Here is a 26,280-nt window from a genome sequence, read left to right on the forward strand (position 1 = left end):
GAAGCTAAGCCTGACAGCGCCGATGGTACTGCAACCGAAGGGTTGTGGGAGAGTAGGACACCGCCGAACTCAACATGGAAAAGGGGCCTGGGCCCGGTAGAGACGCAAGTCTCCCGGCCCAGGCCCCTTTTCCTATTCCCAGGACTACCTGCCGTGTCGACCCCCCCCCAATCACGCGTGTCGACCTCCTGATCACGCGAGATGCCCCTCCAGTCACGCATGAAGCCGCCCGGCTCACGCGCGATGCCTCACCTCGCTCCCGGCCGAGCCGGCGGCCGCCTCCTCAACGGGGACGACAACACCAGTGACGTCGTCGTCTCCCCGTACCGCTGCACCTTCTCGACCAGCTCCTCGAGCTCTGCCGTATCCCGGCACAGAACCCGCAGGATCCAGCACTCCTCACCCGTGACGTGGTCCGCCGCCACCACCTGGGCCAGCGGCAGGACCGCCGTCCGGAACCGGGGCGTGTCGAGACTCCGGACCCGGGCCCGCACCAATGCCTCGATCGGCAGCCCCAGCTTCGTCGTGTCGACGTTCGCCGCGTAGCCCGTGATCACCCCGCGCTCCTCGAGACGGCGGACGCGCTCCGTCACCGCCGAGCCGGACAGCGATACCCGGCGTCCCAGCTCCGTAAAACTCAAGCGCCCGTCGGCCTGCAGGAGCTCCAGCAGGCGCCAGTCGACGTCGTCGAGGTGGTCCACCGCAACTCTCCCGGGCTCGCAGGGCCAAGACACAGAAATCCCCGGTCGACCCGGGCTTCCACCCCGATTCTGCCCTGTCCGGAAACCGCCTGCGCCAGCAGGATTTACCCCATGACACGCACGCTCGCCTTCCCTGCCGCAGCGCCCGAAGCAGCCGTCGAATACTTCAGCGCCGAACTCGGCTTCGAGGTCGATCCCGACGATCTCGTCCAGGACCTCGAAGCCGGCCGCACCGACGGCTACGTCGTCGTCGAGACGCGGGCGCCCGAAGCCTTCGCCCACGCCCGCATCCCCGGCGCCATCAACCTGCCCTACCGCGACCTGACGCCCGAGACGACCGCGCACCTCGACCGGAACCTCGTGTACGTCTGCTACTGCGAAAGCACCGTCTGCAACGCCGCCACGAAGGGCGCGCTCAAGCTCGCCGAGCTCGGCTTCAAGGTGAAACGGCTCTCCGGCGGCATCGCCGGCTGGATCGCCGCCGGCTACCCGGTCGAGGGCGACAAAGCCGGAGGAATGCGCTGTGCCTGCTGACCTACCCTGGACAACGTGACCCGAATCCTGATCATCCAGCCGGACGCGTCGGACCCGCTGGGCCCCCTCGGCGACTGGCTGACCGAGGCCGGCGCGGAACTCGACGTCCGCCTGCTGCCGGAGCAAGACCTCCCCGAGCTCGACGGCTACCAGGCCGTCGTCTGCCTCGGCGGCGGGATGGCCGCGGAAGACGACGCCAAGCACCCGTGGCTCGCCGACGTCCGGCGGCTGCTGTCCAAGGCGGCGGCGAAGAACCTGCCCACCCTCGGGATCTGCCTCGGCGCCCAGCTGCTGGCCGTCGCGACCGGTGGCCGCGTCGAGGTCGCTCCCGATGGGCCGGAGGTCGGTCCGCACCTCGTCAGCAAGAAGGACGCGGCGTGGACCGACCCGCTGTTCGCCGACCTGCCGCTCGTGCAGGACGTCCTCCAGTTCCACACCGACGCCATCACCCGGCTCCCGCCCGGTGCCGAACTCCTCGCCTCTTCGCCGCGCTACACGCACCAGGCCTACCGGCTCGGGCGATGTGTCTACGGTGTGCAGTTCCACATCGAGACGACGCCCGAGGTCGTCGAGAGCTGGGCCGCGGAATGCCCCGACGAAGCCGAATTCGCCCGGCCGGGCGCACTGGAGCACGAAGCGTTGGTCACCGTGCACGCCGACATCGACGAGACCTGGCGCCCCTTCGCACACCGGTTCGTCAAACTCGCCGCCGGTGAGCTCGCGCCCGCGGTGGCGGGGAATCGCACATTGCCGCTGGCTTAACGACAGAGGTCACAACCAGCAACGTCGTGTTAACGCCAGGCTTACCCGTCAGGGACCTTGCGGGAGAAGTCCCCACAAGGGTGCGGAGGTCGGGGTGCAACCCTCGTTGCTGGTCGTGGTCGTCGTCATCACGGCCCTCATTTTCGATTTCACGAACGGGTTCCACGACACCGCGAACTCGATGGCCACGTCGATCGCCACCGGGGCCCTCAGAACCCGCGTGGCCGTCGCGATCTCGGCGGTGTTGAACCTGGTCGGCGCGTTCCTGTCGGTCGAGGTCGCCAAGACGATCTCCAGCGCCTGGTGGACGACACCAAGATCGGCCCGGCGATCGTCTTCGGCGGCCTGATCGGCGCCACCTGGATCTCCGCGGGCGCCGGCTCGGTCCACTTCGGAAAGATCGTCGAGAAGGTCCTCATCCCGGCCGCGGCCAGCCCGGTCATCGCCGGGCTCGTCGCGATGGCCGCCACTTACCTGGTCTACCGCTTCCTGGTGCGCGGCCGGCCGGCCACGCGCGGGTTCAAGGTCGGCCAGATCGTCTCGGCCTCGCTGGTCTCGCTCGCCCACGGCACCAACGACGCGCAGAAGACGATGGGCGTCATCACGCTCACGCTCGTCACCGCCGGCAGCCTCCCGGCGGGCTCGTCGCCACCCGTCTGGGTGATCATCAGTGCCGCGTGCGCGCTCGCCCTCGGCACCTACCTCGGCGGCTGGCGCATCACCCACACCCTGGGCAAGGGCCTGACCGACATCGAGGGCCCGCAGGGCTTCGCCGCCCAGACGAGCTCGGCGCTGGTCATCCTGGTGTCGTCGCGGCTGGGCTTCCCGCTGTCGACGACGCACGTCTGCTCCGGCGGGATCGTCGGCTCGGGCGTCGGCCGCCGCGACGCGCCGGTCCGCTGGCGGATGGCCGGCCGGATGGTCGTCGCGTGGCTGTTCACCCTGCCCGCGGCCGCGATCGTCGGCGCGATTTCCGGCAAGGTCGCGTCGCTGGGCAGCGCGGGCACGGTCGCCGTCGGCGTCGTCGGGATCGGCGTGGGCCTCGGCATCTACCTCCTCTCGCGACGCCACCCCGTCACCGCGCACAGCTTCCAGGTCCCCGAGCCGACGCCGGCTGTTACCGAGCCGGGCCGGCTCGCCGCCTGAGCCGGGTTCCCCGGCTACGGTGGTCGGTGATGGCAGACCGCGCGCGAACGACCGCTTCGGCGGCGAGGTACGGCTTCACCGATTCCCGTGCCGAGGGTCAGTTGCGCGCGGCCGGCTGGTGGTCCGACGCCGGCCCGGTCGAGCCCGCCGCCGACGTGCTCGCGGCGTTGTCCCGCACCGCCGACCCGGACCTCGCCCTGCGTGGCCTGGACCGGATCCGCGAGGCCGACGCCGCCGAGTGGGCCGCCCTCGAAGCGCAGCTCCGCACCCACCGGACGTTCCGCGGCCGCTTCCTCAGCGTGCTCGGGACGTCGAGCGCGCTCGCGGACTTCCTCGCCGCCAACCCGGGCCAGTGGCGCTCGCTCATCGGGGACAAGTGCACCGACTCCGCCTGCTACCGCGAGGCCTTGCGCACGGCGCTGCTGGCCGACGACGGTTCGGTGCTCACCGGGCGCAAAGCCGAACACGCCCTCAAGGTCGCCTATCGCGGCCAGCTGCTCGGCATCGCCGCCGCCGACCTCGGGCACGTCGTCGAGGACGGGCTCGAGCACCCCAGCTACGCCGAGGTCGCGGCGCAGCTGACGGAGCTCGCCGAGGCCGCGCTGGCCGCCGGGCTGCTCGTCGCCGAGGCCGAAGCCGGCGCGCCCGCCGAAGGCACCTTGGCGATCATCGCGATGGGCAAGTGCGGCGGGCGGGAGCTCAACTACGTCAGCGACGTCGACGTCATCTTCGTCGGAGAGGGCGACCTCGGCCTCGCGACGCGGCTGGCCAGCACGATGATGCGCGTTGTCGACAAGGCGTGCTTCGAGGTCGACGCGGCGTTGCGTCCCGAGGGCAAGGCCGGCGCGCTCGTCCGCACGCTGGAGGGCCACCACGGCTACTACCAGAAGTGGGCCAAGACCTGGGAGTTCCAGGCGCTGCTCAAGGCGCGTCCGGTGGCGGGCGACGCCGAGCTTGGCCGTCAGTACGCCGAAATGGTGGCGCCGCTGGTGTGGTCGGCGGCCGACCGGGAGAACTTCGTCGCCGAGGTGCAGCAGATGCGCCGCCGGGTCGAGGGCCACGTGCCGTCCGAGCACGCCGAACGCGAGCTGAAACTGGGCCGCGGTGGCCTGCGCGACGTCGAATTCGCGGTGCAGCTGCTGCAGCTCGTGCACGGCCGGGTCGATGCGGACCTGCGCTCACCGTCCACTATGGACGCGCTTGCGGCCCTCGGTGAAGGCGGTTACGTCGGTCGTCAGGACGCCGCGGAGCTGGGTGCGTCGTACGAGTTCCTGCGGATGATCGAGCACCGGCTGCAGCTGCGGCGGATGCGCCGCACGCACCTGTTCCCCGCGTCGTCGGACACCGCCGAGCTGCGCATCCTCGCCAGGGCGAGCGGGATCAAGGCGGCCGGCGGCAAGAGCCAGGGCGAGTCGCTGCTCGCGGAGTTCCGGCGGCACGGCAAGGGAATCCGCCGTCTGCACGAGAAGATCTTCTACCGGCCGCTGCTGCAGTCCGTCGCGAACGTGCCGACCGAGGCGCTGCGCCTGACGACGAAGCAGGCCGCCAGCCGCCTGGCCGCGCTCGGCTACACCGCGCCCGACGGCGCGCTCCAGCACATCAAGACCCTCACCGCGGGCGTCTCGCGGCGCGCCGCGATCCAGCAGGCGCTGCTGCCGGTGCTGCTCGACCTCTTCGCCGACACGCCGGACCCCGACGGCGGGCTGCTGTCGTACCGGAAGGTGTCCGAGGCGCTCGAAGACACCCCGTGGTACCTGCGGGTGCTGCGCGACGAGGGCACGGTCGTGGAGAACCTGGCCTTCCTGCTGGGGACGTCGCGGCTGGTGCCCGACCTGCTGGTCCGCGCGCCGGAGGTGCTGCAGCTGCTCGGCGACCCGGCCCGGCTGCTGGGCCGCACGCCCGCCGAGGTGGCGACGTCGCTGCGGGCCGCGGTCCGGCGTCAGCCCGGGTTGAACGCCGCCGTCGCCGCCGCGCGTTCGCTGCGGCGGCACGAACTCCTGCGCATCGCCTGCGCGGATCTGCTCGGGCTGCTCGACGTGCCCGAGGTCTGCGAAGCGCTTTCGAGCGTCTGGGTGGCCGTGCTGCAGGGCGCGCTGGCCGCGGCGTTCCGGCAGCGGCAGGCCGAGCTCGGCCGGACGCCGGCCCGCATCGCCGTCATCGGGATGGGCCGGCTCGGGGGTGCCGAACTCGGCTACGGCTCCGACGCCGACGTGCTCTTCGTCTGCGAGCCGTCCGAAGGGGTTTCGGACGCCGACGCCGTGAAGTTCGCTTCGTCGGTCGCGGAGACCGTCCGGAAGATGCTGGGTGCGCCGAGTTCGGACCCGGCGCTGGAGGTCGACGCCGACCTGCGGCCGGAGGGCCGGAGCGGGCCGCTGGTCCGGACGTTGGAGTCGTATCGCGCCTACTACGCGCGGTGGGGTGAGGTGTGGGAGGCGCAGGCGCTGTTGCGGGCCCGGTTCGTCGCCGGCGACGACGAACTCGGCGAGCGGTTCATCGCGATGATCGACCCGATCCGCTACCCCGGGAAGGGGCTGGACGGGACGCAGGCGCGGGAAATCCGCCGCATCAAGGCGCGCGTCGAGACGGAGCGGATGCCGCGCGGCGCCGACGCGACATTGCACACGAAACTCGGCCGCGGCGGCCTCGCCGACGTCGAGTGGACGGTGCAGCTGCTGCAGCTCCAGCACGCCCACGAGGTCGAAGGCCTGCAGACGACGTCGACGCTCGACGCGCTGGCGGTGCTCCCGGAAGCGGGCCTGGCCGAGCAGCCGGAAGCGGACTCGCTGACCGAGGCGTGGCTGCTGGCGACCCGGGTGCGCAACGCGGGGATGCTGGTGCGCGGCAAGGCGGTCGACCAGGTGCCGGGCTCGGGCCGCGACCTGACCGCGGTGGCCCGCGTCCTCGGCCAGTCGGCGGGCGACGACCCTGGCGAGTTCCTCGACACGTACCGCCGCATCACCCGGCGGGCGCACGCGGTGGTGGAGCACCTGTTCTACGAGGCCTGACCTACAGTGGGCCGGTGACCGATCGCGAGCCGTTCCGGACCCGGATCAAGGTCCGGCACTACGAGCTGGACACCTTGGGCCACCTCAACCACGCCGTGTACCACTCGTACGGCGAGGTCTCCCGCCTGGAGCTGCTCGAAGCGTCGGGTGCGCTGAAGGGGCTTCCGGGTGTGGCGGCGGTGCTGCTGGAGACGCACGTGGTGTTCCGCCGCGAGCTGCGCGCGGGCGACGAGGTCGAGGTGACGTGCGAGGCCAAGTTCGGCCGCGGCAAGACGTTCCGGATGGATTCGAACATCCTCAAGCTGGACGGCACCCTGGCGGCGGAGATCACCTGCACGCTGGGGCTGATGGACCTGGAGCGCCGCAAGCTGGTCGAGGACCCGCGCGCCCGCTTTGAGGCGGCGGGCGCGGACATGAAGCTGCTGTCGCCGTCGGAGTGACACGAGAAACGCCGGCGGCGAGGGCTCTTCGCACCTCACCGCCGGCGTGTTCGGGGGCCGTTCTGCTACCGGATCACACGTCGTAGTACAGGGAGAACTCGTACGGGTGCGGGCGCAGGCGCAGCGGGTCGATCTCGTTCTCGCGCTTGTACGAGATCCACGTCTCGATCACGTCCGGGGTGAACACGCCGCCCTCGAGGAGGTAGTCGTGGTCCGCCTCGAGCGTGTTCAGGACTGTGCCCAGGTCGCCCGGGACCAGCTTGACGTCCTTGGCCTCCTCGGGCGGGAGCTCGTAGAGGTCCTTGTCGATCGGCTCCGGCGGCTCGATCTTGTTCCGGATGCCGTCGAGGCCGGCCATCATCATCGCCGAGAACGCCAGGTACGGGTTGCCCGACGAGTCCGGGCAGCGGAACTCGGCGCGCTTGGCCTTCGGGTTGTTGCCCGTGATCGGGATGCGGACGCAGGCCGAGCGGTTGCGCTGCGAGTAGACCAGCGAAACCGGCGCCTCGAAGCCCGGGACCAGGCGGTGGTAGGAGTTCACCGTCGGGTTCGTGAAGGCCAGCAGGCTCGGGGCGTGCTTGAGCAGGCCGCCGATGTAGTGGCGCGCGGTGTCCGACAGGCCGGCGTAGCCCGACTCGTCGTGGAACAGCGGCTGGCCGTCCTTCCACAGCGACTGGTGGCAGTGCATGCCCGAGCCGTTGTCGCCGGCGAGGGGCTTCGGCATGAACGTGGCCGTCTTGCCCGCGGCGAACACCGTGTTCTTCACGATGTACTTGAACAGCTGCAGGTCGTCCGCGGCGTGCAGCAGCGTGTTGAACTTGTAGTTGATCTCGGTCTGGCCGGCGGTGCCCACCTCGTGGTGCGCGCGCTCGATCTCGAAACCGGAGCCCTGGAGGTTGCGGACGATGTCGTCGCGCAGGTCGGCGAAGTGGTCGACCGGCGGGACCGGGAAGTAGCCGCCCTTGAACTTCGTCTTGTAGCCCTGGTTGCCACCGACCTCGTCGGCGCCCGTGTTCCACCAGCCCTCGACGGAGTCGATCTCGTGGAAGGAGGCGTGCTCGGCGGAGTCGAAGCGGATCGAGTCGAAGATGTAGAACTCGGCTTCGGGACCGAAGTAGACGTTGTCGGCGACGCCGTACTCGGCGATGTACTGCTCGGCCTTGCGCGCGATGTTGCGCGGGTCGCGGCTGTACGCCTCACGGGTGAAGGGGTCGTGCACGAAGAAGTTGAGGGCGAGCGTCTTCGCCTTGCGGAAGGGGTCGATCCGCGCGGTCGCCGCGTCCGGCAGCAGCAGCATGTCGGACTCGTGGATGGACTGGAAGCCGCGCACCGAGGAGCCGTCGAACGCGAGACCCTCTTCGTAGGCCTCTTCGGTGAAGGCCTTCGCGGGGACCGTGAAGTGCTGCATCACGCCGGGCAGGTCGCAGAACTGGACGTCGATGACTTCGACGTCCTCGTCGGCGATGAGGCGCTGGATGTCGTCTGGAGTAGTGGGCACCCTCGGTGACTCCTTCTCGTTCGAGCTCGTACGGCAGTGCTCTCTTCGGCTCACGCTAAAAGTGCGGTGTTGCCCGACCGTCACCCGTATGTTTCGCCGGTGTTAACGGGTGGTCGATATCGGGTATCCGACCAGGTCGGATGTGCTCCACGCCACCGGCATACCCTAGACGGGTGGCGAGATGGACCGGCGAATGGCTACCCGGCACCGGCGACGGCGGTCAGGACACTGATCAACACGGCTCGCGGTGGCCGGGCGAGAAGTTCGGTTTGCCCGAATCGGGCGTCGGCTCGGCGGCGAGCGGGGGCGCGCGGCTGCTCGGGCTGATCGTCGACCTCGTGGTCGCGGCCCTGGTCACGGCCATCTTCCTGCACCCCAGCCTGCGGGATCCGGCCGCGATGCAGCAGTTCAACCTCTGGTCCGGCGGCGTGTGGGCGGTCATCTCGGTCATCTCGGCCGGGTTCTTCGGCTTCACCCCCGGGATGGCCGCCGTCGGCATCCGCGTCGCCCGCCTCGACGGCGCCGCGCTGGTCGGCCCGGTGCGCGCGCTGGTCCGGGCCGCGCTGACGTTCGTGCTCATCCCGGCGGCGGTCCGCAACGCCGACGGCCGCAGCTGGCTCGACCGGCTGACCGGCACCGTCGTGATCCGGATGCGCTAGGAGTCCAGCCGGGAGCCGATGTTCGACGGCCCGGCCTTCGCCTCCCGCCGGTCCAGCCACCGGCCGACGCCGGGCGGCACGTGTGGCGGCACCAGGACGCGGGGGTGCGTTTCGAACGTCGACGTGTCGAGCGGCGACAGTGGCGGCACCGGCCGCTCGTCGGTGAGCGGCGTGAGGCGGCTCGCGACCTCCTGCTCGATCGCCTCGTCGACCTGGTGCCGGAGGGCCCGGCAGGCGGCGAAGTACGAATCGGCGATCTCTTCGTAGGAGTCGCCGCCGATTTCCTGCTTGATGGTCTCGACGCCCGTTTCGACGGCGACTTCCAGGACGGCCACGACGCCGACCGCGGCCACGAAGACCGCTCCCGCCATCGTGACGAGGACCTGCAGGAGCGCGTTCACGTCGCCGTCGTGCTTCTTCTGGACCGCTTTGACCAGGCCCTCGGCCCGGTTGAGCCAGTTCTTGCGGGCGTTGTGCATGATCGTGGCGTACGCCAGGAGCACGGCGGCGAGATCCCGGGCGATGTCCCGTTCGCTGTCGACGAGTCCAGCAGGCTACCGACGTAGGTGCTCTCGTCGGCGGCGGAGCTGACCCGCTGGAAGTGCTCCACCGCCGGGTCCAGGTAGTCGCGGATGCCCTGGCCCATCCGGTCCAGGTCGGCGGAAACCCGGTGCCGTCGTTCGCAGTCATGGTCGATTCCCCCACGACATCGACCGTACCGAGGCGGCCGGGAACTTCACCCGCAGAGTTTGCGCAGCTCAGAGTCGGTGTGAGCAGCAGAATTGCCACTCGAGTGCACAAAAGGCCCCCGTCCGGGATCCGGACGGGGGCCTTTCTTGCGTGCGGGTCAGCGGCGGCGGATGGTCCGCTGGACGTTGCGCATCTTCGCGCCGGCCGGCATCGGGCCCTTGGGGAGCGCCGCGCCGCGGTTGCCGAGCGCCGCGAGCTTCGCCTCGAGCGCGTCGACCTGGGCCGGCTTCAAGTTGCGGGGCAGCTTCATCAGGTAGCCCTGGAGCTTCTTCAGCGGGAGCTGGCCGTCTTCGTGGCCGATCGTCACGTCGTAGATCGGCGTGTCGCCGATCAGGCGGGAGACGCGCTTCTTCTCCTGGGCGAGCAGGGTCTTCACGCGGTGCGGCGCGCCTTCGGCGACGAGCACCACGCCCGGGCCGCCGAGCACGCGGTGCACGGCGTCGAGCTGCGTCGTCGCCGCGACGGTCGGCGTCACCTTCCACTTGCCGCGGAGGTTCTCCAGCGCCCACGCCGCGGCGCCGGGCTGGCCGTCGGCCTTCGAGTAGACCGTCTTCTGGACGCGCCGGCCGAAGATGATCATGGCGAGCAGGGCGCCGAGCACCAGGCCGAGCGGCAGCAGCACCCACTGCGCGTGGAAGAAGAACCCGATCCCGAACAAGACGCCCGCGACGACGACGATCGCCCCGGCCATCCACGGGATGAGCCACGGGTCTTCCTTGCGCTGCATCTTGAAGGCCTCGAAGAGCTGGCCACGGCGGGCCTTGCTCGCCGCGCGCTTCTCCTTCTTGGCCTGCTTGGCCGCTTCCTTGTCCTGCTGTCCCGCCATATGACCAGGATACGGCCGCGTGCCCCTGCCCCGTTTCCCCGTCCCCCTCTGCGAGGATGCCGGACGTGACCGGCGTACTTTCCACCAAGAGCATCAACCGTCTGCTCGATGGCCTCGACCCCGAGCAGCGCGCCGCCGCCAGTGCCCCGCGGGGGCCGGTCTGCGTGCTCGCCGGCGCCGGCACGGGCAAGACCCGCACGATCACCCACCGGATCGCCCACCTCGTCCGGTCCGGGCACGTTTCCGCCGGTCAGGTCCTCGCCGTGACGTTCACGACGCGGGCCGCGGGGGAGATGCGGACGCGGCTGCGGGGCCTCGGCGTCGAAGCTGCGCAGGCCCTGACGTTCCACGCCGCCGCCCGCCGGCAGCTGCGGTACTTCTGGCCGCGCGTGGTCGGCGACCGGCCGTGGGACCTGCTGGAGAACAAGCTGCGGTACGTCGGCCAGGCCGCGAACCGGGCCAAGCTCGGCACCGAGGTCGAGATCCTGCGTGACCTGGCGAGCGAGATCGAGTGGGCGAAGGCGTCGCTGATCAGCCCGGACGACTACCCGGCCGTCACCGCGCGCGCCCAGCGGGACATCCCGGCGCCGGCGGCGCAGGTCGCCGAGGTGTACCGCACCTACGAAGAACTGAAGAACGCCGCGCAGGTGCTCGACTTCGACGACCTCCTGCTGCACACGACCGCGGTGCTCGAGGAGCACGGCGCCGTCGCCGAAGAGTTCCGGGAGCGTTACCGCTGCTTCGTCGTCGACGAGTACCAGGACGTCACGCCGCTGCAGCAGCGCCTGCTCGACGCGTGGCTCGGCGGCCGCGACGACCTGACCGTCGTCGGCGACGCCAACCAGACCATCTACTCCTTCGGCGGTGCGTCGCCGCGGCCGCTGCTGGAGTTCACCCGGCGCTACCCGGATGCCACCGTCGTCCGCCTCGAGCGCGACTACCGGTCGACGCCCGAGGTCGTCGCGCTGGCCAACCGGGTGATCGGCGCGGCGCGGGGACGGCCGGCGGGCTCGCGGCTGAAGCTGATCGGACAGCGGCCGCCGGGGCCGGAGCCGCGCTTCGCCGAGTTCGACGACGAGGCGGTCGAGGCCGGGGCCGTCGCCCGCCGGGTGCGCGAGCTGCTCGACGGCGGCGTCTCGGCGAGCGAGATCGCGATCCTCTACCGGGTGAACGCCCAGTCCGAGGCCTACGAGTCGGCGCTGGCCGAGGCCGGCATCCCGTACCTGGTCCGCGGCGGCGAGCGGTTCTTCAACCGGACGGAGGTCCGGCAGGCGATGTCCGCGCTGCGGATGGCGAGCGGTGACGGCAGCTCCGACCTGGTCACGACGGTGCGTTCGGTGCTCGCCCGGGTCGGCCTGACCGAGTCGCCGCCGGCCGGCGGCGCGGCGAAGGAACGCTGGGACGCGCTCCTGGCGATCGTCGAACTGGCCGAAGAGCTCGCTTCGACGGTCGCGGACGCGGACCTGCCCCGCTTCTGCGCCGAGCTCGACCAGCGCGCCGCCGCCCAGCACCCGCCGACGGTCGAGGGCGTGACGCTGGCGTCGCTGCACGCGGCGAAGGGCCTGGAGTGGGACGCGGTGTTCCTCGTCGGCCTCGCCGAGGGCACGATGCCGATCCTGCACGCCGGCGACGACGAAGCGGCGATCGAGGAGGAGCGGCGGTTGTTCTACGTCGGCGTCACCCGGGCCCGCGAGCACCTGTGGCTGTCCTGGGCGCTGGCCCGCACACCGGGCGCGCGGCGCAACCGGCGGCGCAGCCGGTTCCTCTACGGCCTGGTCCCGGAGGACCACCCGGCCGCCAGGGCCGCGCGGTCCCAGCAAAAGCCGGCGTCGCCGGTCAAGACGCGCTGCCGCGTCTGCGGCGGGCCGCTGCTGGAGACCATCGACATCAAGCTGGGCCGCTGCGGGCGATGCCCGTCCACAGTGGATGAGGGCCTGCTGGAGCGGCTGAAGACGTGGCGCGGCGACCGGGCGCGCGAGCTCAAGGTGCCGACGTTCGTGGTGTTCACGGACGCCACGCTGATGGCCATCGCCGAGCAGCGCCCGGCCGACGAGGCGGCGCTGGTGTCGATCTCCGGCATCGGCGCGACGAAGCTCGAACGCTTCGGCGCGGAGATCCTCGGCGTCGTCCGGGCGTCCGCGGAGTCTTGACCGCGTCCGAACCATGATCGACGCGGCGAACCCGCTGCTCAGCGGCGATCTTCGTATCTTCGAGGATTTTCCCGTTAATTGAGTTGCCCCGGTGTGGTGCGGGGCAATAACCTGCCAGTACCGAGCCCGAAGGGCTCGACTGGGGATCTACGGAAGGCCGCTCGGCGGCCGTGTGTGCAGAGTACAGAAGGAGGTGCCGGTGAAATGACCATCAACATGACGCTCACGAACCCGGGCACCCGTCTGTCCTGCGCCGCGGAAGTTGCGGCTGCTCAGCGCCCGGGCACTGGTGTGTCCGTGAGCGCTCACGAGATCCGTGGCGTGCGGCGCGTCTCGCGTCGCTGGACCACCGGTGTCGTCGTCTTCGGGACGCAGGGCGTTCTCGCCGCGTACCCGCAGGCTGATCTGCCGACCATCAAGCAGTTCCGTGTTCCGTTGTCGATACGGGAGCGAAGTTCCTGACCTAGTCAGGACACGAGGCTCACGAAGGCCGCGGAACCGGGAAAACCGGATCCGCGGCCTTCGTGCTTTTTGGCTGCACAACCCAAGAGGAACCAGCGTTGCCCAGCTCCAGCACTCAACCGAAAACCCGTACGACACAAGGAGGAACCACCATGTCTTCGGCCGTCGCCTACACCTCCGGTGAGGCAATATTCGCCGACCTGCTCGACCCGATCGCCGTCCCCGACGTAGCGCTGCCCTGCCGTTCGGGCGACGCGGACCTGTGGTTCGCGGAGTCCCCGGCCGAGCTCGAGCGCGCCAAGGCGCAGTGCGCCGACTGCCCGGTCCGCGATGCCTGCCTGGCCGGCGCCCTGGCCCGTCGCGAGCCGTGGGGCGTCTGGGGCGGCGAGATCTTCGAGCGCGGCGCGGTGATCGCGCGCAAGCGGCCCCGCGGCCGTCCGCGCAAGAACGCAGTCGTCGAGCCCGCAGCCGCCAAGGCCGGCGGCGATCACCGGAGCGCCGCCGCATGAGCGCCGGACCGGTCACCACGAGGGATTACGAAGCCCACCCCCGCAGCGAAGAGCTGCAGCTGACGAAGACCGAGATCGAGGAGATCAGCGAGATGTTGCTTTACGAAGAACTGTCCAGGGCCCGAATACGGGACCTGGAGGAAGGGGTCCGCGCCCAGCGGGCCCGAAGTGGCGCGCGTGCCGCCCGCCGCTGGACGCGAGTAGCCCGCTGGGCCGCTCGACGGGCGGAGCGGTACCAGGACCAGAGCTGAGCGCAGGCCCCTGCCGCCCGTCCGCGGGCGGTGGGGGCTTTCGCGCTTCGGGCTTTGCTGTGGTCCGGTGAGTGCGGTCGCGCTCGCGGAGCGCGGTTGTGCTGTGGCGGTGCGTGGAACTGGTGCCGTTGGCGCGCGTGGTCGCGCTGTGGGCGCGGTTGCTGGGGGCGGCGCGCGGCGGGGTCGGGCGCCGCTGGATGCGCTCGGTGGTGCTGCGGACCGCGGTTGTGTCGTGGCGGTGCGCGGTGGAGCAGGTGCGGCTGGTGTGCGCGGTCGCGCTGTGGAGCGTGGTCGCGCGGTGATGCGCGGTGGGGTCGGGCGCCGCTGGTTGTGCGCGGTGGTGCTGCGGACTGCGGTTGTGTCGTGGTGGTGGGCGGTGGGGCCGATGCCGCGGGGTGTGGGCGGTCGCGCTGTGGAGCGCGGTTGTGCCGTAGTGGGGCTGGCGCCGCCCGGGCGTGCGCGGGTGGATCGTGCCGCTGCAGTGCGCGGCTGCGTGCCGTTGCTACCACTGCTGCCGCGCTTGCCCGCGCCGCCGCTGGCGCGGTGGGGTGCCGCTGGCGTTGGCGTGCCGGTGGACGGTCGGGGCTTGTCGCTGAGATGCGGTTGCTCCTGTGCCGTTGTGCTGATGGCGGCGCTGGCTGCCGTTGCCTGGTGCTTGCTGGGGCGTTCGGGTTCTCGGTGCCTTCTTCGAGTGGCCTCCTTTCGTGGCGGTCGAGGCTGGGGCCGCTGGTGTTGAATGGGGTGATGTCCGGACACACCCACGGCGACATCGACTGGGCGGCTCGGCTGGCCCAGCTGCGCATGGCCGACTCTCTCGATGCCGAGGCGCTCGCGCCCGTTGCCCGGCGGCTGGTCGGGTCGGTGGTGGCGCGGCCGACCGTGGTCGACGTCGGGTGCGGGGCCGGGGGGATGAGTGTGCTGTTCGCGCGCGAACTCGCCCGCCTCGGTGGGGGCACCGTTGTGCTCTTCGATGCCACGCCGACGCTGCTGGTCGAGGCCGAACAGGCCGTTGCCGGGGTGGCCGGCGAGTCCGTCGAGGTCGTCAGCCTGCTCGGGGACCTCACCGATCCTGCGCTGGCCGTGCCCGCCGCCGACCTTGTGTGGGCCTCCGGCGTCGTGCACCACGTCGGCGATCAGCAGGCCGCGCTGCGCACGCTTGCCGGGCTGCTGCGGCCGGGCGGGGTGCTGGCCATCTCCGAGGGCGGGCTCGAGATGCGGTGCCTCCCGTGGGAGCTCGGGGTCGGGCGCCCCGGGCTGGAGCATCGGCTGCTGGCCGCTCGGGCCTCGTGGTTCGAGCGGATGCGGGCCGGGATTCCGGGCAGCGTCGCCATGCCCTACGGCTGGCCGCGCGCGCTTCGCGAAGCCGGCCTCGAGGACGTCGAGTCGTTCGGTGCGCTCATCGACCACCCGATGCCGGACTCGGACCTCCTTCGTGAATACGTGGTGCACCGCGTCGGGTGGTTTGCGGAATCGGCCGGGGAGTGGCTCGACGCCGACGATCGGGCCGCGGCCGCCACCTTGACCGACCCGCGGAGTCCGGACTTCCTGGGCCACCGGGACGACCTGTACCTCCTCGGCGCCAAGGCGATCCACTGTGGACGGCTGAAGTGACCGCGCCGGAACCGGCCGGGTGTAGGCGCTGCGGCCGGACTCGCGCTGCCGACGACGATCCGGCTACGGCGCTCGCCTGGGTGTCCACCCGCGAGCGGGGAGCGCTGCGGTGGCTGTGCCCGGACTGCGCGCGCCAGCACGTGCGGGACATCGAAGGCAAGCTGCCCGACGAGTACTGGTGATCACTTCGCCCTCCCGAGTGGTTGCCGGCGATCATCAGGCCGCGTCTCCGACGAGCGTCTGCGGAACCGCGCGGACCTTGGGGCGAGGCGTGCGCGACGCGTCGCCGAATGCCCTGGCCAGCTCCTGCGCCACCTCTCGCGGGACCTGGCGCAGCTGCCGGACCGTGCAGCGGACCAGGACGATGCCCGTCGCCGCCAGGGCCAGGTGACTGAAGCCGCCTCCCGTGCCCGGGGAGCAGCGGTACTGCCAGGCCAGGCCGAACTCGTCCCACCAGGCGTCCGCCTCGCCGATGCGGCGGCCGCGGCGGTCGCAGATCGTCTGGTCCCAGCTCGGCGGCGGGAGGGGCACCAGGTCCAGGACGCGGGTGGCCAGGCCGTGCGCCTGGATCGGCCCCTCGTCGAGTTCGCGCAGCACCTTGCGCACCACTGCCGTGCCGCGCTGGGGGCCCGCCTCGAGCTCCGCCAGCAGCTCCTGCCGGTCGCACAGGCCCCAGTAGAGCGGCAACGTCAGCAGGTGCCGGATGCGGGCCGGGTCGGGTGCGGACCGGGCCATGTCCAGCGTCGCCCTCGCCGGCGGGGCGAACGGGAGACCGTCGACCTCGACCGGCTCCGGCAACCGGGCCGAGCGTGCCAGGCGGATCCCCTCGGGAGCCACCACCCGGCAGTGCTCGGGCACCAGCAGGCGGACCTCGCCCTCCACCGGGCACTTCACGCCGTGGGCCTGCAGGGCGTCGGCCCCGGTGATCACCACCTCCGGCCCGTAGCGCATCAGCGCGGCGTGCAGCAGGTGCTGCCGCGTCGGGGCGGTGTTGCGCAGCAGGACGACACCGGGGTGCAGGCGGCGCCACGGCCCTCCCGGGCCACAGAGCCGCCGGGTTCTTCGGTCGGATATCCCCGCCTGGCGTAACTGTTCGAGGTTCATCACCTCGCCGCCGCCGGGATTACGAAGGGCGAGCGGGTTGGCGCATTGAGTAGCAGTCATGTTCCGAGCATGGCGGCTCGGCCAACCGGGTGGAACCCCCGTCTGCCACAGCTGTGGACAACTCGGCGGAATCCCTCCGTTCGAGGTCCCACCTGTGGACAACTCAGGCGGCGAACCCCGGCTGCCAGCGCTCCACGATGCCGCGGGCCGGGATCTCCGCGTCGAGCTGGCAGAGGATGCCCGTCGACCCCGCCGTCACCCGGTGGATCATCAGGTACTCGGGCGGCAGGTTGAGCGAGCGCCCGACCCGGAAGTCGTTGCCGCGGCTGTCGCCCACCCGCCCGGCCTGCTTCTGCATCCAGCGGCGGGTGAAGTGGAACGTCGGTGCCGCCAGCGGCTCGGTGAACGGCGCGAGGTAGGCGAGCACCTCCTCCGCGGTGAGGTCGCTGTCCGGCCGGATGAACCGGTTCTCCCGCAGCAGGCGCATCAGCCCGGCGGACTCGCCGTCGAGCGCCAGCCGCGTCATCTCACCCAGGTGGCGGGGGATGCCTTCGGGCAGCCGGGCGACACCGCCGAAGTCGATGACGACCAGCCTGTCGTCTTCGGTGATCATGAAGTTGCCCGGGTGCGGGTCCGAGTGCAGCAGGTGGACGCGCTCCGGCGACGAGTAGTGGAACTCCGCCAGCAGCCGGCCCGCGAGGTTCCGGGTCTCGCGGTCGCCGTCCGCGATCACCTTCGACAGCGGTGTGCCGCTGACCCATTCCGTCACGACGACCTTCGGCGCGCTGGCCACCACCCGCGGGACCAGGATGCCGGGATCGCCGTCGAACGCCTTCGCGAAGGCGCGCTGGTGCTGGGCCTCGGCCTGGTAGTCGAGCTCCTCGTTCATCCGCTCCGCGAGCTCGGCCAGCAACGGCTTGACCTCGGTGCCCGGCACGAACGCCTGGAACAGCCTGCTGAACCGCTGCAGCTGCCGCAGGTCGCTGCGCAGGGCCTCGTCGGCGCCCGGGTACTGCACCTTGACCGCGACCGTGCGGCCGTCGTGCCAGACCGCGCGGTGCACCTGGCCGATGCTCGCGGCCGCCGCCGGTTCGTCGTCGAACGAGGCGAACCGGCTGCTCCAGGTGCGGCCCAGCTGCTCGGCGAGCACCCGGTGGGTCTGCCGGACCGACATCGGCGGCGCGGCGGCCTGCAGCTTCGTCAGCGCTTCGCGGTACGGCTTCGCCATGTCGTCCGGCACCGCCGCCTCGAACACGCTCAGCGCCTGACCGAACTTCATCGCCCCGCCCTTGAGCGTGCCGAGCACCTCGAACAGCTGCTCGGCGGCCTTCGCCGACAGCGTCGCGTTCACCTGCTCCGCGCTCTGGCCCGCGAGCCTCTTGCCCCAGCCGCCGACCGCCCGGCCGGCGATGCCGAGCGGGAGACTGGCGAGCTTGGCGGTACGGGCGGCGCCCTTGTGCGGCATCGCGGTGTCACGATCGGCTGGGTCGCGGAAGTCGGTCACAACGGCGATTCTGCCCTGCGGCCGCGGCGGCGCGCAGCCTGCAAGCGACGTCTTCGTGGGCTACGTCTCCAGGATCACCTCCCGGGCACCGCACCGGCACCGCGGGTGCGGCGGCCAGCCCCGGTGGCGGATGCGGCCGTCGAAGGCGTCGATCTCGAGGGTCGCGTTCCACGTCGGCGGGGCCGGAGCGCTCGGCGAGAGCAGCCGCATCGCCTGGGCGACGGCCAGCGACGCGCAGGACTGGACCGCACCGAGGTCGGGCCGCTGGTGCCGGCCGGCGAGCTGCCCGGCGACGCGCGGCCAGCACGGGTCGAGGTCCGTGCGGTGCAGGTCGGCGCAGCGCAGGCACGAGCTGCGGCCCGGCACGACCAGGGGCCCGACGATGCCCGTGCCGTCGCGGACGCGCGCCGCCAAGTGGGGGATGCCGTCGCCCATCAGCTCCGCGACGAGCTCGGGAGCCGGCACGACGGCGTCGGTGAGCAGCGCCAAGTCCGGGTACCGGTCGTGCAGGCGGGTGACGCGGACCTCGGGATCGACCCGGCGGAGCAGGTCGGCGAGGGCCTGCCGCCGGGACCGGCCCAGGTCCGCGTCGGTGAAGCCGGAGCCGAGGTCGTGCTCGGTCACGGTGCCGGACACCTGCAGCTCGACGTGCCCGATGCCGGCGTTGGCCAGGAGGACGGCGACCGCCACCGCCACCCTGCCGTCGCCGTGCACCGAGACCGCGGCCGCGCGCCGCCGGTCCGCCACGGCCGGCTGGTGGTGCCGCGCCCGCAGCGACCAGAGGCCGGGCTCGCCGCGGAAGCCCGCGCCGTCGGGCCGGCCGGCGTCGGTGACCAGGCCGAGCGCGGTCAGCTGCCGCAGCAGCGTCCGCAGCTGGTCGCGGTGTTCGCTCTCGGCGAGCAGAAGCCGCTCGACGGGCTTGCTGCCGTCGAGGGCGCGCAGCTTCGCGACGAGGTGCGGGGAGAGGTTTTCGACGATCACGCCGTGGCGCGGGTCGAGGCCGATCTGGATCTCCCGGGGACCGCGTTCGAGCACGGTGAGGCCCGGGAGCAGGGCAGGGTGGGCCGGAAGGAGTACCGGTGGCATGTCCGCGGTGTCGAGGATCATGTCCGCAGGATCGCACCCGCCGGCGACCGGGAGGCCCCGGAAGGAGCCGGAACGGCCGAGTTGTCCACAAGTGGAACCGGCTGTGGACAACTCGGGTCTGTGACCTCAAGGCGCTCGGAGTTGTCGGTGCTTGGCCTTACCGTTGTCGGGTGGTCGAAGCACGGATGCCCTCACTGAGGGGCCGAGAGGAAACGAACCTCTCGTCGGACACACCCGGACACAAGGTCGAAGTGCGGCGCAGCCAGCGCCGGCACCGGACGGTCACCGCGTATTGGAACGACGACACGCTCGTCGTGCTCATCCCCGCGCGGATGACCAGGGCGGAGGAGAAACACTGGGTCGCCGAGATGGAGCGCAAACTGCAGCGCTCGGAACCACGTCGGCCGGCGTCCCCGAAGACGTCGGACGAAGCCCTGCTGGCGCGCTGCGCGCTGCTGTCGGGCAAGTACCTGGGCGGCACCGCGGTGCCGGCGAGCGTCCGCTGGGTGCCGCCGATGCGCACGCGGTGGGCGTCCTGCACGCCGGTCGACGCGACCATCCGGGTCAGCGAACGGCTGCGGAAGGTGCCTCCGTGGGTGCTGGATTACGTGCTGGTGCACGAGCTGGCGCACCTGCGGGAGCCCGGGCACGATGCGGCCTTCTGGGCGCTGGTGCAGCGGTACCCGAAGACGGAACGGGCGATCGGGTACCTGGAGGGGTTGTCGGCCGCTGCCGGGTGGGGGATCTCCACCGAGGACTGAGCGGGTGAAGCGGCCGGGGTGATCCGCCTTGGGTGGGTTGCCCCGGCCGCTCGTTCCGGCCGCTCGTTCCGGCCGCTTGGCGGGCCGGGGGAAGGGCACGTGAGTGTTGGCGGCCGGGCGCTGCCGGACAGCGGCGCCGGACAGCAGAAGGCCGGTGACCCGCCGTCGCGCTCGGGCGACGGGGCACCGGCCTTCCGGGGCTCAGCTCAGGACTGCTTGCCGTCCTCGTCCGACGGGGGCTCTTCCTTCTCCCGCTCCGAGCGCTCCGAACGCTCGGCCTGCTCCGTGCGCTCCAGCTCGGCCATCGGGTCCAGGTCGTCGATCGAACCCGCCGATCCCACTCGGTCCGCGAAGTCGATCGGCTCGTCCAGGTCCTCGGCCGTCGGCATCAGGTCCGGGTGGGACCAGAGGCCGTCGCGCTTTTCCGTGCCGTGGCGGTCGCCCACCAGCTTCCACAGGTTCGATGCGTCCCGCATGCGGCGGGGGCGCAGCTCCAGGCCGACCAGGGTGGCGAACGTCTGCTCGGCCGGTCCACCCGTGGCGCGGCGGCGGCGCAGCGTCTCGCGCAGGGCGTCCGCTCCCGGCAGCCGGTCGCCGACCGCTTCGGCCACCACCACGTCGACCCAGCCTTCGACCAGGGCCAGCAGCGTCTCCAAGCGCCTCAGTGCCGCCTTCTGCTCCTCCGTCGTCTGGGGCTCCAGCAGCCCCGACGACATCGCCTCTTCGATGCTCGCCGGGTTCGCCGGGTCGATGCGGCCGGCCAGGGACTCCAGGGCCGAGGTGTCCACCGAAATGCCGTGGGCGAACTCCTCGACCGTCGCCAGCAGGCGCTGCCGCAACCACGGCACGTGCGTGAACAGGCGCTGGTGGGCCGCTTCGCGCGCCGCCAGGAACACCAGGATCTCGCTGTTCGGCAGCTCCAGGCCCTCGGCGAACTTTTCGATGTTCGCCGGCAGCAGGGCCGACGTGCCGGCCGGGGCCAGGGGCAGGCCGATCTCCGTCGAGGTCAGCATCTCCGAGGCCAGCTGGGCCAGCGCGTTGCCGAGCTGGGAGCCGAAGGCCATCCCGCCCATCTGCCCCATCATCTGCAGCAGCGGGCCCGCGGCCTGCTTGGCCTCCTCGGGCAGGGCTTCCATCCAGGCGCCCGAAACCCGCTGGGCCACCGGGTCGCACAGCCGCTGCCACGTCGGGAGCGTCTTCTCCACCCAGGACCGCGGCGACCAGGCGACCGTCGACGTCGCGCCGGCCGGGTACACCGTTGCCGCGTCGAGCCAGAGCTCGGCCAGGTGGGCCGCGTCGCGGACCGCGGCGTTCGCGTCGTCTCCGCCGCGGAAGCCGAGCTTGCTCTCTCCGGTGTTGCCCTCGCTGCCGAGGGTCTGCAGGGCGATCTGCTTGGCGAGGTCGTAGTTCACCGGCCCGCTGGAGGTGCCGGCCTGGCTGAGCATCTGGCCCAGCTGGCTCAGCATCTGCCCGAGCTGGTTGAAGGCCTCGGCGCCGGACTGCTGCCCGCCTTCCGAGGGGTCGTTCTCACCTCGTTTGTCGGGATCGGAAGGTCCGAAGCCGAACGGGGGTTTGCTCATGTGTCCACCGTACGCGGGTCGGCGGCTGCCGAGCAGGTCAACCGGACCCATGAGCGTGGCCTTCACCGGGAAGCGAACGCGGTCACCGTACGCTGTCGGTCGTGACCAAGTCCTCCGAGGAGACCGCCCCCGCGAAGAGCGCCCCGGAACCGGCGCCGGAGCCGGCTGGCGAGGCCCGCCGGATGACCCGCCGCGGCTGGACGCTGGTGGTCAGCGGCTCGCTGTTCCTGATCTTCGTGGTGCTCGGCTCGGTCGTGCCGGTGCCGTTCGTCGCGATCAGCCCGGGCCCAACCTACGACACGCTGGGTCGCGACGCGGCGGGCAACCCGGTCATCCAGGTCACCGGGCACGAGACCCACCCGACCACCGGCGAGCTGCGGATGACGACCGTCTCCCTGCACGACGGCGTCACCTTGTTCCAGGGCCTCGGCTTCTGGGCGAGCGGCCGGTTCGCGCTAGCGCCGCGCGAGGAGTACTTCAAGCCGGGCGAGACCAACGAGCAGGTCAAGCAGGAGAACATCCAGCAGCTGCAGGACTCGCAGACGAACGCCCAGGTCGCCGCTCTGCGCAAGCTGGGCTACCCGATCAAGGTGCTGGCGAAGCAGATCGTCTCCGGCAGCCCGGCCGACCACGTGCTCGCGCCCGGCGACAAGCTGATCACCGTCAACGGCAAGAAGATCGTCGAGGCCGCCGACGTGCGGGCCGCGCTCAACGGCACCCTGCCCGGCCAGACCGTCCAGATCACCTTCCAGTCGGACGGCCAGCCCGAGCGGACCGTGCCGCTCACCCTCGCCGCGCGCCCCGACCGCAAGGAGGGCTTCATCGGCCTCACCGCGGTCGACCGCGCCGACGCGCCGTTCACCGTCAACATCTCCCTGCAGGACGTCGGCGGCCCGTCGGCCGGGCTGATGTTCACCCTCGCCATCATCGACCGGCTGCAGTCCGGCGACCTCGCGGGCGGCAGGCACATCGCCGGCACCGGCGAGATCACCGAGACCGGCGAGGTCGACCCGATCGGGGGGATCTCGTTCAAGGTCGTCGGCGCCCGCGAAGCCGGCGCCACCGACTTCCTGGTGCCCGAACACAACTGCGCCGAGGCCAAGAGCACCGCGCCCGAAGGCCTCAACCTCATCAAGGTGTCCACACTGGACGACGCGCTCACCCAGCTGGCCAACCTCAAGGCGGGACGGCCGACGGCCGCCTGCTAGGGCAGCAGCGTGGCCTTCAACGCTTCGAGCAGGTTCGGGGCCAGGTCGGGACTTTCCACGATCTCGTCCATCGCCTCGTCCGTGCCCTCGGCCGTGCCGATCCCGCGCAGCCGCATCACGCAGGCACCCTCACCGTCGCGCAGGACGGCCGCCACCAAGCGGGCCTCCGTGCGCTGCGGGTGGTCGGCGGCCGCGCGGCGGAGGCTCTCGGCGTCCGCCTCGGCGACGTCCGGCAGCTCCGACTCCGAGCCCGGCGGCAGCACGATGATCTCCTGGGCGAGCGCGCACCCGATGACGAGGTCCGGCCACGCGATCCGGCCCAGCGCCTCGGCCAGGTCGCCCTCCGGCAGCGCTTCCTGCGCCACCGGCGTCAGCGGGTTCGCCCGGTCGAGCTGGCCGGCCAGCTCCGGCTGCTCGTCGAGCAGCGCCGCCGTCGGCACCAGCGCGAACAGCTGCGGCGGCTGGTCCCAGCCGGCCGCGGCCATGAACTCCTCGATCTCACGGGCGAGCGCGGCCACGCCGGCCTGTCGCGCTTCGTTCGCTGCCATGCGCACATCGTGTCAGGTCGGCCCGCGCGCCGACGCCGCGAGTCCGGTTTGGGCGGGTCCCGGGAACTTCACCGGGCATCCGTAGAGTTAGGGAATCAGGGGGCGCACGCGCCCCTGCTCGAATGTTGACGAAGACAGGAGCGTGTGCCGTGGCGACTCGGCCCCCGGTGAGCCTGCCGAAGCTGTCCCGGCGGAGCCGGATCCTCCTCATCATCGCCGCGGTGATCGTGCTGGCGCTGTTGCTCGGGGCCCGTCTCCTCGACACGTACGTCGACTGGCTGTGGTTCGGCGAAGTCGGCGCGCGAGAGGTGTTCACCACCCAGGTGGTGACCCGGATCATCCTGTTCTTCGCCGTCGGCCTGCTCGTCGGCGGAGCGCTGGCGGTCAGCCTGATGATCGCCTACCGGACCCGCCCGGTGTTCGTGCCGATCTCCGGCGCCGACGACCCGCTGGCGCGCTACCGGTCGGCGATCGTCGCCCGCATCCGCCTCTTCGGCGTCGGCATCCCGGTGCTCACCGGCCTGATCGCCGGCCTGTCCGCCCAGAGCGACTGGCAGGTCGTGCAGCTGGTCCTCAACGGCACCTCGTTCGGCCAGACCGATCCCGAGTTCGGCAAGGACGTCGGCTTCTACGCCTTCGACCTCCCGTTCATCAACTGGCTGCTCGGCTGGCTGTTCATCACGGTCGTCATCTCCTTCTTCGGCGCCCTGATCTCCCACTACGTCTTCGGCGGGATCCGCCTGGCGGGCAAGGGCGGCCAGCTCGCCGGCCCGACCCGCGCGCAGCTCGCCATCACCGTCGGGCTCTTCGTGCTGCTGAAGGCGGTCGAGTACTTCTTCGACCGGTACAACCTGCTGCTGTCCGACCGGGCGTACCCGCTGTTCATCGGGGCCACCTACACCGACCTGAACGCGGTCCTGCCCGCCAAGCTGATCCTGCTGTGCATCTCGGTGATCTGCGCGATCGCGTTCTTCGCCGGCGCCTTCCTGCGCAACCTCCAGCTCCCGGCCATCGCGCTCGTGCTGCTCATCCTGTCCAGCATCCTCGTCGGCGTCGCCTGGCCCGCCATCCTGGACCAGTTCTCGGTGAAGCCGAACGCCAACGAGCGGGAAGCGACGTCCATCCAGCGCAACATGGACGCCACCCGCCGCGCCTACGGCCTCACCGACGTCCAGTACCAGCCCTACGCGGGCAAGTCGGACGCCACCCCGGAGCAGATCAAGAGCGACAACGGGACGATGTCGAACATCCGGCTGCTCGACCCGAACATCCTCTCCGACACCTTCACCCAGCGCGTCGGCCGCGAGAACTTCTACGGCTTCCCGGCCAAGCTGGACATCGACCGCTACACCGTCGGCGGGGTCGCGCAGGACTACATCGTCGCCGCGAAGGAAATCAAGACCGAGGGCCTCACCGGCAACCAGACCAGCTGGATCAACAAGCACCTCGTCTACACCCACGGCAACGGCTTCGTCGTCGCGCCGGCCAACACGATCGACCGCGCGGTCAAGGACGCCAACTCCGACGGCGGCTACCCGATCGCCACGACCAGCGACACGCAGAACCCGTCGGGAGCCGGCTCGGCCGCCCCGGGCCAGACCGGCATCGAGGTCAAGGAACCCCGCATCTACTACGGCGAGCTGTCCGCCGCGGAATCCGACTACGCCATCGTCGGCGGCACCTCCGGCAACGCGCCCGGCGAGTACGACACCGCGACCGACCGCTACACCTACAAGGGCTCCGGCGGCGTCCCGATCGACAACTGGTTCAACCGCCTCGCCTTCGCCGCCGAGTACGGCGAACGGAACATCCTGTTCTCCGACGCCATCGGCGATAACTCCAAGATCATGTACAACCGCGACCCGCGCGACCGCGTCAGCAAGATCGCGCCGTGGCTGACCCTCGACGGCGACCCGTACCCCGCGGTCGTCGACGGCAAGATCCAGTGGATCATCGACGGCTACACCACGCTCAACAACTTCCCGTACGCCCAGCAGACCCAGCTCGGCGCGGCCACGAACGACTCCCTCAACGGCGTCGCCCGTCAGGCCAACAGCTCCATCAACTACATCCGCAACTCCGTCAAGGCCACCGTCGACGCCTTCAACGGCAGCGTGAAGCTCTACTCGATCGACGACAAGGAACCGGTCCTCAACGCCTGGGAGAAGGTCTTCCCCGGGCTCGTGAAGCCCAGCTCCGAGATCTCCCCGGACCTGCGCGCCCACTTCCGCTACCCCGAAGACCTCTTCAAGATCCAGCGTGAACTGCTGTCGCGCTACCACGTCAGCAACCCGCAGGAGTTCTACTCGCAGCAGGCCTTCTGGAGCGTCCCGCAGGACCCGACCGCCGAAGGCGGCTCGAACCCCGCGGCGGCCGGCGCGGCCAACCAGCCCGGCTACTACGTCCTCGCCGACACCCCGGGCCAGACCAAGCCGACGTTCCAGCTGACCAGCTCGCTCACCGGTCTCCAGCGCCAGTACCTCGCGTCGTGGATGTCGGTCTCCTCCGACCCCGCCGACTACGGCAAGATCCGCGTCCTCCAGCTACCCAGCGCGGCCACCGGAGCCACCCAGGTCGACGGCCCGGTCCAAGTCCAGAACCGGTTCCAGAGCGACTCCCGCGTCGCCCAAGACCGCACCCTCTTCAACAACCCCAACGTCACCCCCATCTACGGCAACCTGATCACGCTCCCGGTCGCCGACGGCTTCCTCTACGTCGAACCCGTCTACATCCGGCAGCGCAACCAGAACAGCTACCCGCAGCTGGCCCGCGTCCTCGTCTCCTACGGACCCAAGGTCGGCTACGGCGCCACCCTCCAGGAAGCCCTCGACCAGGTCTTCGGCGCCGGCACCGGCGAAGCCACCACCACCCCGCCCCAAGCCGGGCAGCCGACCTCGCCGACGACACCCACCACCACCCCGACCACGACACCCCCCAACACCGGCGGCGGCAACGCGGCCCTCGACCGGGCCGTCGCCGACATCCAATCGGCCATCGCCAAACTCAAGGCCGCCCAGCAATCCGGCAACTTCACCGACCAAGGCGCCGCACTGGCCGCCCTCGACGCGGCGGCCAAGGCGTACGAAGCAGCCAAGACCGCGGCGCCCGGCACCAGCACACCGCCACCCAGCACCCAGCCGGGAGGGTGACGTCGGTTACCCGGAGGGCACCTGCTTTGCACCCCC

At 71.2% G+C, this 26,280-nt stretch carries 24 protein-coding genes and 1 pseudogene; 16 read left to right on the top strand and 9 right to left on the bottom strand.

Going from position 1 to position 26,280, the window contains the following annotated elements:
- Positions 1-248: 248 nt before the first annotated feature.
- Positions 249-701, bottom strand: coding sequence for an Lrp/AsnC family transcriptional regulator (locus ISP_RS06695; RefSeq protein ID WP_013223126.1), 453 nt, complete (start codon positions 699-701; stop codon positions 249-251).
- 111 nt (positions 702-812) lie between these two features.
- On the opposite strand from ISP_RS06695, the gene ISP_RS06700 reads away from it, so the two are divergent.
- The 5 genes and pseudogenes from ISP_RS06700 (at position 813) to ISP_RS06720 (ending at position 6,588) form a co-directional block, all read left to right on the top strand.
- Complete coding sequence (locus ISP_RS06700; protein WP_013223127.1) at positions 813-1,235, top strand: rhodanese-like domain-containing protein; 423 nt, start codon at positions 813-815, stop codon at positions 1,233-1,235.
- A gap of 15 nt (positions 1,236-1,250) precedes the next feature.
- Positions 1,251-1,997: a type 1 glutamine amidotransferase gene (locus ISP_RS06705; RefSeq protein WP_013223128.1), complete on the top strand. Its 747-nt coding sequence runs from the start codon at positions 1,251-1,253 to the stop codon at positions 1,995-1,997.
- 94 nt (positions 1,998-2,091) lie between these two features.
- A pseudogene (locus ISP_RS06710) lies at positions 2,092-3,143 on the top strand (anion permease).
- A 29-nt stretch (positions 3,144-3,172) separates the two neighbouring features.
- Positions 3,173-6,148, top strand: a complete 2,976-nt coding sequence (locus tag ISP_RS06715) for a bifunctional [glutamine synthetase] adenylyltransferase/[glutamine synthetase]-adenylyl-L-tyrosine phosphorylase (protein WP_014466641.1) — start codon at positions 3,173-3,175, stop codon at positions 6,146-6,148.
- 14 nt (positions 6,149-6,162) lie between these two features.
- Positions 6,163-6,588, top strand: coding sequence for an acyl-CoA thioesterase (locus tag ISP_RS06720; protein ID WP_013223132.1), 426 nt, complete (start codon positions 6,163-6,165; stop codon positions 6,586-6,588).
- Between the two features lie 73 nt (positions 6,589-6,661).
- On the opposite strand, the gene glnA is transcribed toward ISP_RS06720, so the two are convergent.
- The gene (glnA, locus tag ISP_RS06725; protein ID WP_013223133.1) at positions 6,662-8,086 is read right to left on the bottom strand and encodes a type I glutamate--ammonia ligase; all 1,425 of its coding nucleotides are present in this window, start codon (positions 8,084-8,086) and stop codon (positions 6,662-6,664) included.
- Between the two features lie 269 nt (positions 8,087-8,355).
- Between glnA and ISP_RS06730 the strand changes: the two genes are divergently transcribed.
- On the top strand, positions 8,356-8,745 hold the full coding sequence (locus ISP_RS06730; RefSeq protein WP_013223134.1) for an RDD family protein: 390 nt from the start codon (positions 8,356-8,358) through the stop codon (positions 8,743-8,745).
- On the opposite strand, the gene ISP_RS06735 is transcribed toward ISP_RS06730, so the two are convergent.
- Both ISP_RS06735 and ISP_RS06740 read right to left on the bottom strand, forming a co-directional pair.
- The gene (locus ISP_RS06735; protein ID WP_013223135.1) at positions 8,742-9,248 is read right to left on the bottom strand and encodes a hypothetical protein; all 507 of its coding nucleotides are present in this window, start codon (positions 9,246-9,248) and stop codon (positions 8,742-8,744) included. The genes ISP_RS06730 and ISP_RS06735 overlap by 4 nt on opposite strands.
- 344 nt (positions 9,249-9,592) lie before the next feature.
- On the bottom strand, positions 9,593-10,321 hold the full coding sequence (locus ISP_RS06740) for a DUF4191 domain-containing protein (protein WP_013223136.1): 729 nt from the start codon (positions 10,319-10,321) through the stop codon (positions 9,593-9,595).
- A gap of 56 nt (positions 10,322-10,377) precedes the next feature.
- Between ISP_RS06740 and ISP_RS06745 the strand changes: the two genes are divergently transcribed.
- The 7 genes from ISP_RS06745 (at position 10,378) to ISP_RS06775 (ending at position 15,486) form a co-directional block, all read left to right on the top strand.
- Entirely contained in the window at positions 10,378-12,471 is a 2,094-nt protein-coding gene (locus ISP_RS06745; protein ID WP_176742114.1) for an ATP-dependent DNA helicase UvrD2, read from the top strand.
- Between the two features lie 204 nt (positions 12,472-12,675).
- Entirely contained in the window at positions 12,676-12,933 is a 258-nt protein-coding gene (locus ISP_RS06750) for a hypothetical protein (protein ID WP_013223138.1), read from the top strand.
- 152 nt (positions 12,934-13,085) lie between these two features.
- Positions 13,086-13,442: a WhiB family transcriptional regulator gene (locus tag ISP_RS06755; RefSeq protein ID WP_013223139.1), complete on the top strand. Its 357-nt coding sequence runs from the start codon at positions 13,086-13,088 to the stop codon at positions 13,440-13,442.
- Entirely contained in the window at positions 13,439-13,693 is a 255-nt protein-coding gene (locus ISP_RS06760) for a hypothetical protein (protein ID WP_013223140.1), read from the top strand. The genes ISP_RS06755 and ISP_RS06760 overlap by 4 nt, the downstream gene beginning before the upstream one ends.
- Before the next feature lie 113 nt (positions 13,694-13,806).
- A complete protein-coding gene (locus tag ISP_RS06765; protein ID WP_141748463.1) occupies positions 13,807-13,995 on the top strand; it encodes a hypothetical protein in 189 nt (62 codons plus the stop codon).
- A 442-nt stretch (positions 13,996-14,437) separates the two neighbouring features.
- A complete protein-coding gene (locus ISP_RS06770) occupies positions 14,438-15,304 on the top strand; it encodes a class I SAM-dependent methyltransferase (RefSeq protein WP_014466643.1) in 867 nt (288 codons plus the stop codon).
- Positions 15,301-15,486, top strand: coding sequence for a hypothetical protein (locus tag ISP_RS06775; protein ID WP_013223142.1), 186 nt, complete (start codon positions 15,301-15,303; stop codon positions 15,484-15,486). Before ISP_RS06770 ends, ISP_RS06775 begins: the two co-directional genes overlap by 4 nt.
- A 34-nt stretch (positions 15,487-15,520) precedes the next feature.
- Here the strand turns inward: ISP_RS06775 and ISP_RS06780 are convergent, their stop codons facing one another.
- From ISP_RS06780 to ISP_RS06790, 3 genes are all read right to left on the bottom strand, one after another.
- Positions 15,521-16,408, bottom strand: coding sequence for a hypothetical protein (locus ISP_RS06780; protein ID WP_013223143.1), 888 nt, complete (start codon positions 16,406-16,408; stop codon positions 15,521-15,523).
- Positions 16,409-16,571: 163 nt separating this feature from the next.
- Positions 16,572-17,912, bottom strand: coding sequence for an ABC1 kinase family protein (locus ISP_RS06785; protein WP_013223144.1), 1,341 nt, complete (start codon positions 17,910-17,912; stop codon positions 16,572-16,574).
- Positions 17,913-17,972: 60 nt separating this feature from the next.
- Positions 17,973-19,019 (bottom strand): ThiF family adenylyltransferase, encoded by a 1,047-nt coding sequence (locus tag ISP_RS06790; protein WP_013223145.1) that lies wholly within the window; start codon positions 19,017-19,019, stop codon positions 17,973-17,975.
- A 230-nt stretch (positions 19,020-19,249) separates the two neighbouring features.
- Between ISP_RS06790 and ISP_RS06795 the strand changes: the two genes are divergently transcribed.
- Positions 19,250-19,759, top strand: coding sequence for a M48 metallopeptidase family protein (locus tag ISP_RS06795; protein WP_013223146.1), 510 nt, complete (start codon positions 19,250-19,252; stop codon positions 19,757-19,759).
- Positions 19,760-19,965: 206 nt separating this feature from the next.
- Here ISP_RS06795 and ISP_RS06800 read toward each other — a convergent pair whose 3' ends face one another.
- Positions 19,966-21,339 (bottom strand): zinc-dependent metalloprotease, encoded by a 1,374-nt coding sequence (locus ISP_RS06800; RefSeq protein ID WP_014466645.1) that lies wholly within the window; start codon positions 21,337-21,339, stop codon positions 19,966-19,968.
- 203 nt (positions 21,340-21,542) lie between these two features.
- Between ISP_RS06800 and ISP_RS06805 the strand changes: the two genes are divergently transcribed.
- Positions 21,543-22,547, top strand: coding sequence for a YlbL family protein (locus tag ISP_RS06805; RefSeq protein ID WP_187324693.1), 1,005 nt, complete (start codon positions 21,543-21,545; stop codon positions 22,545-22,547).
- On the opposite strand, the gene ISP_RS06810 is transcribed toward ISP_RS06805, so the two are convergent.
- Positions 22,544-23,095, bottom strand: coding sequence for a PPA1309 family protein (locus ISP_RS06810; RefSeq protein ID WP_013223149.1), 552 nt, complete (start codon positions 23,093-23,095; stop codon positions 22,544-22,546). The two genes, ISP_RS06805 and ISP_RS06810, sit on opposite strands and share 4 nt — an antisense overlap.
- 122 nt (positions 23,096-23,217) lie before the next feature.
- Between ISP_RS06810 and ISP_RS06815 the strand changes: the two genes are divergently transcribed.
- A complete protein-coding gene (locus ISP_RS06815) occupies positions 23,218-26,244 on the top strand; it encodes a UPF0182 family protein (protein ID WP_265049899.1) in 3,027 nt (1,008 codons plus the stop codon).
- The last annotated feature ends 36 nt before the right edge of the window (positions 26,245-26,280 follow it).

Origin of the sequence: Amycolatopsis mediterranei (genome assembly GCF_026017845.1) — a bacterium.
Taxonomy (GTDB): domain Bacteria; phylum Actinomycetota; class Actinomycetes; order Mycobacteriales; family Pseudonocardiaceae; genus Amycolatopsis; species Amycolatopsis mediterranei.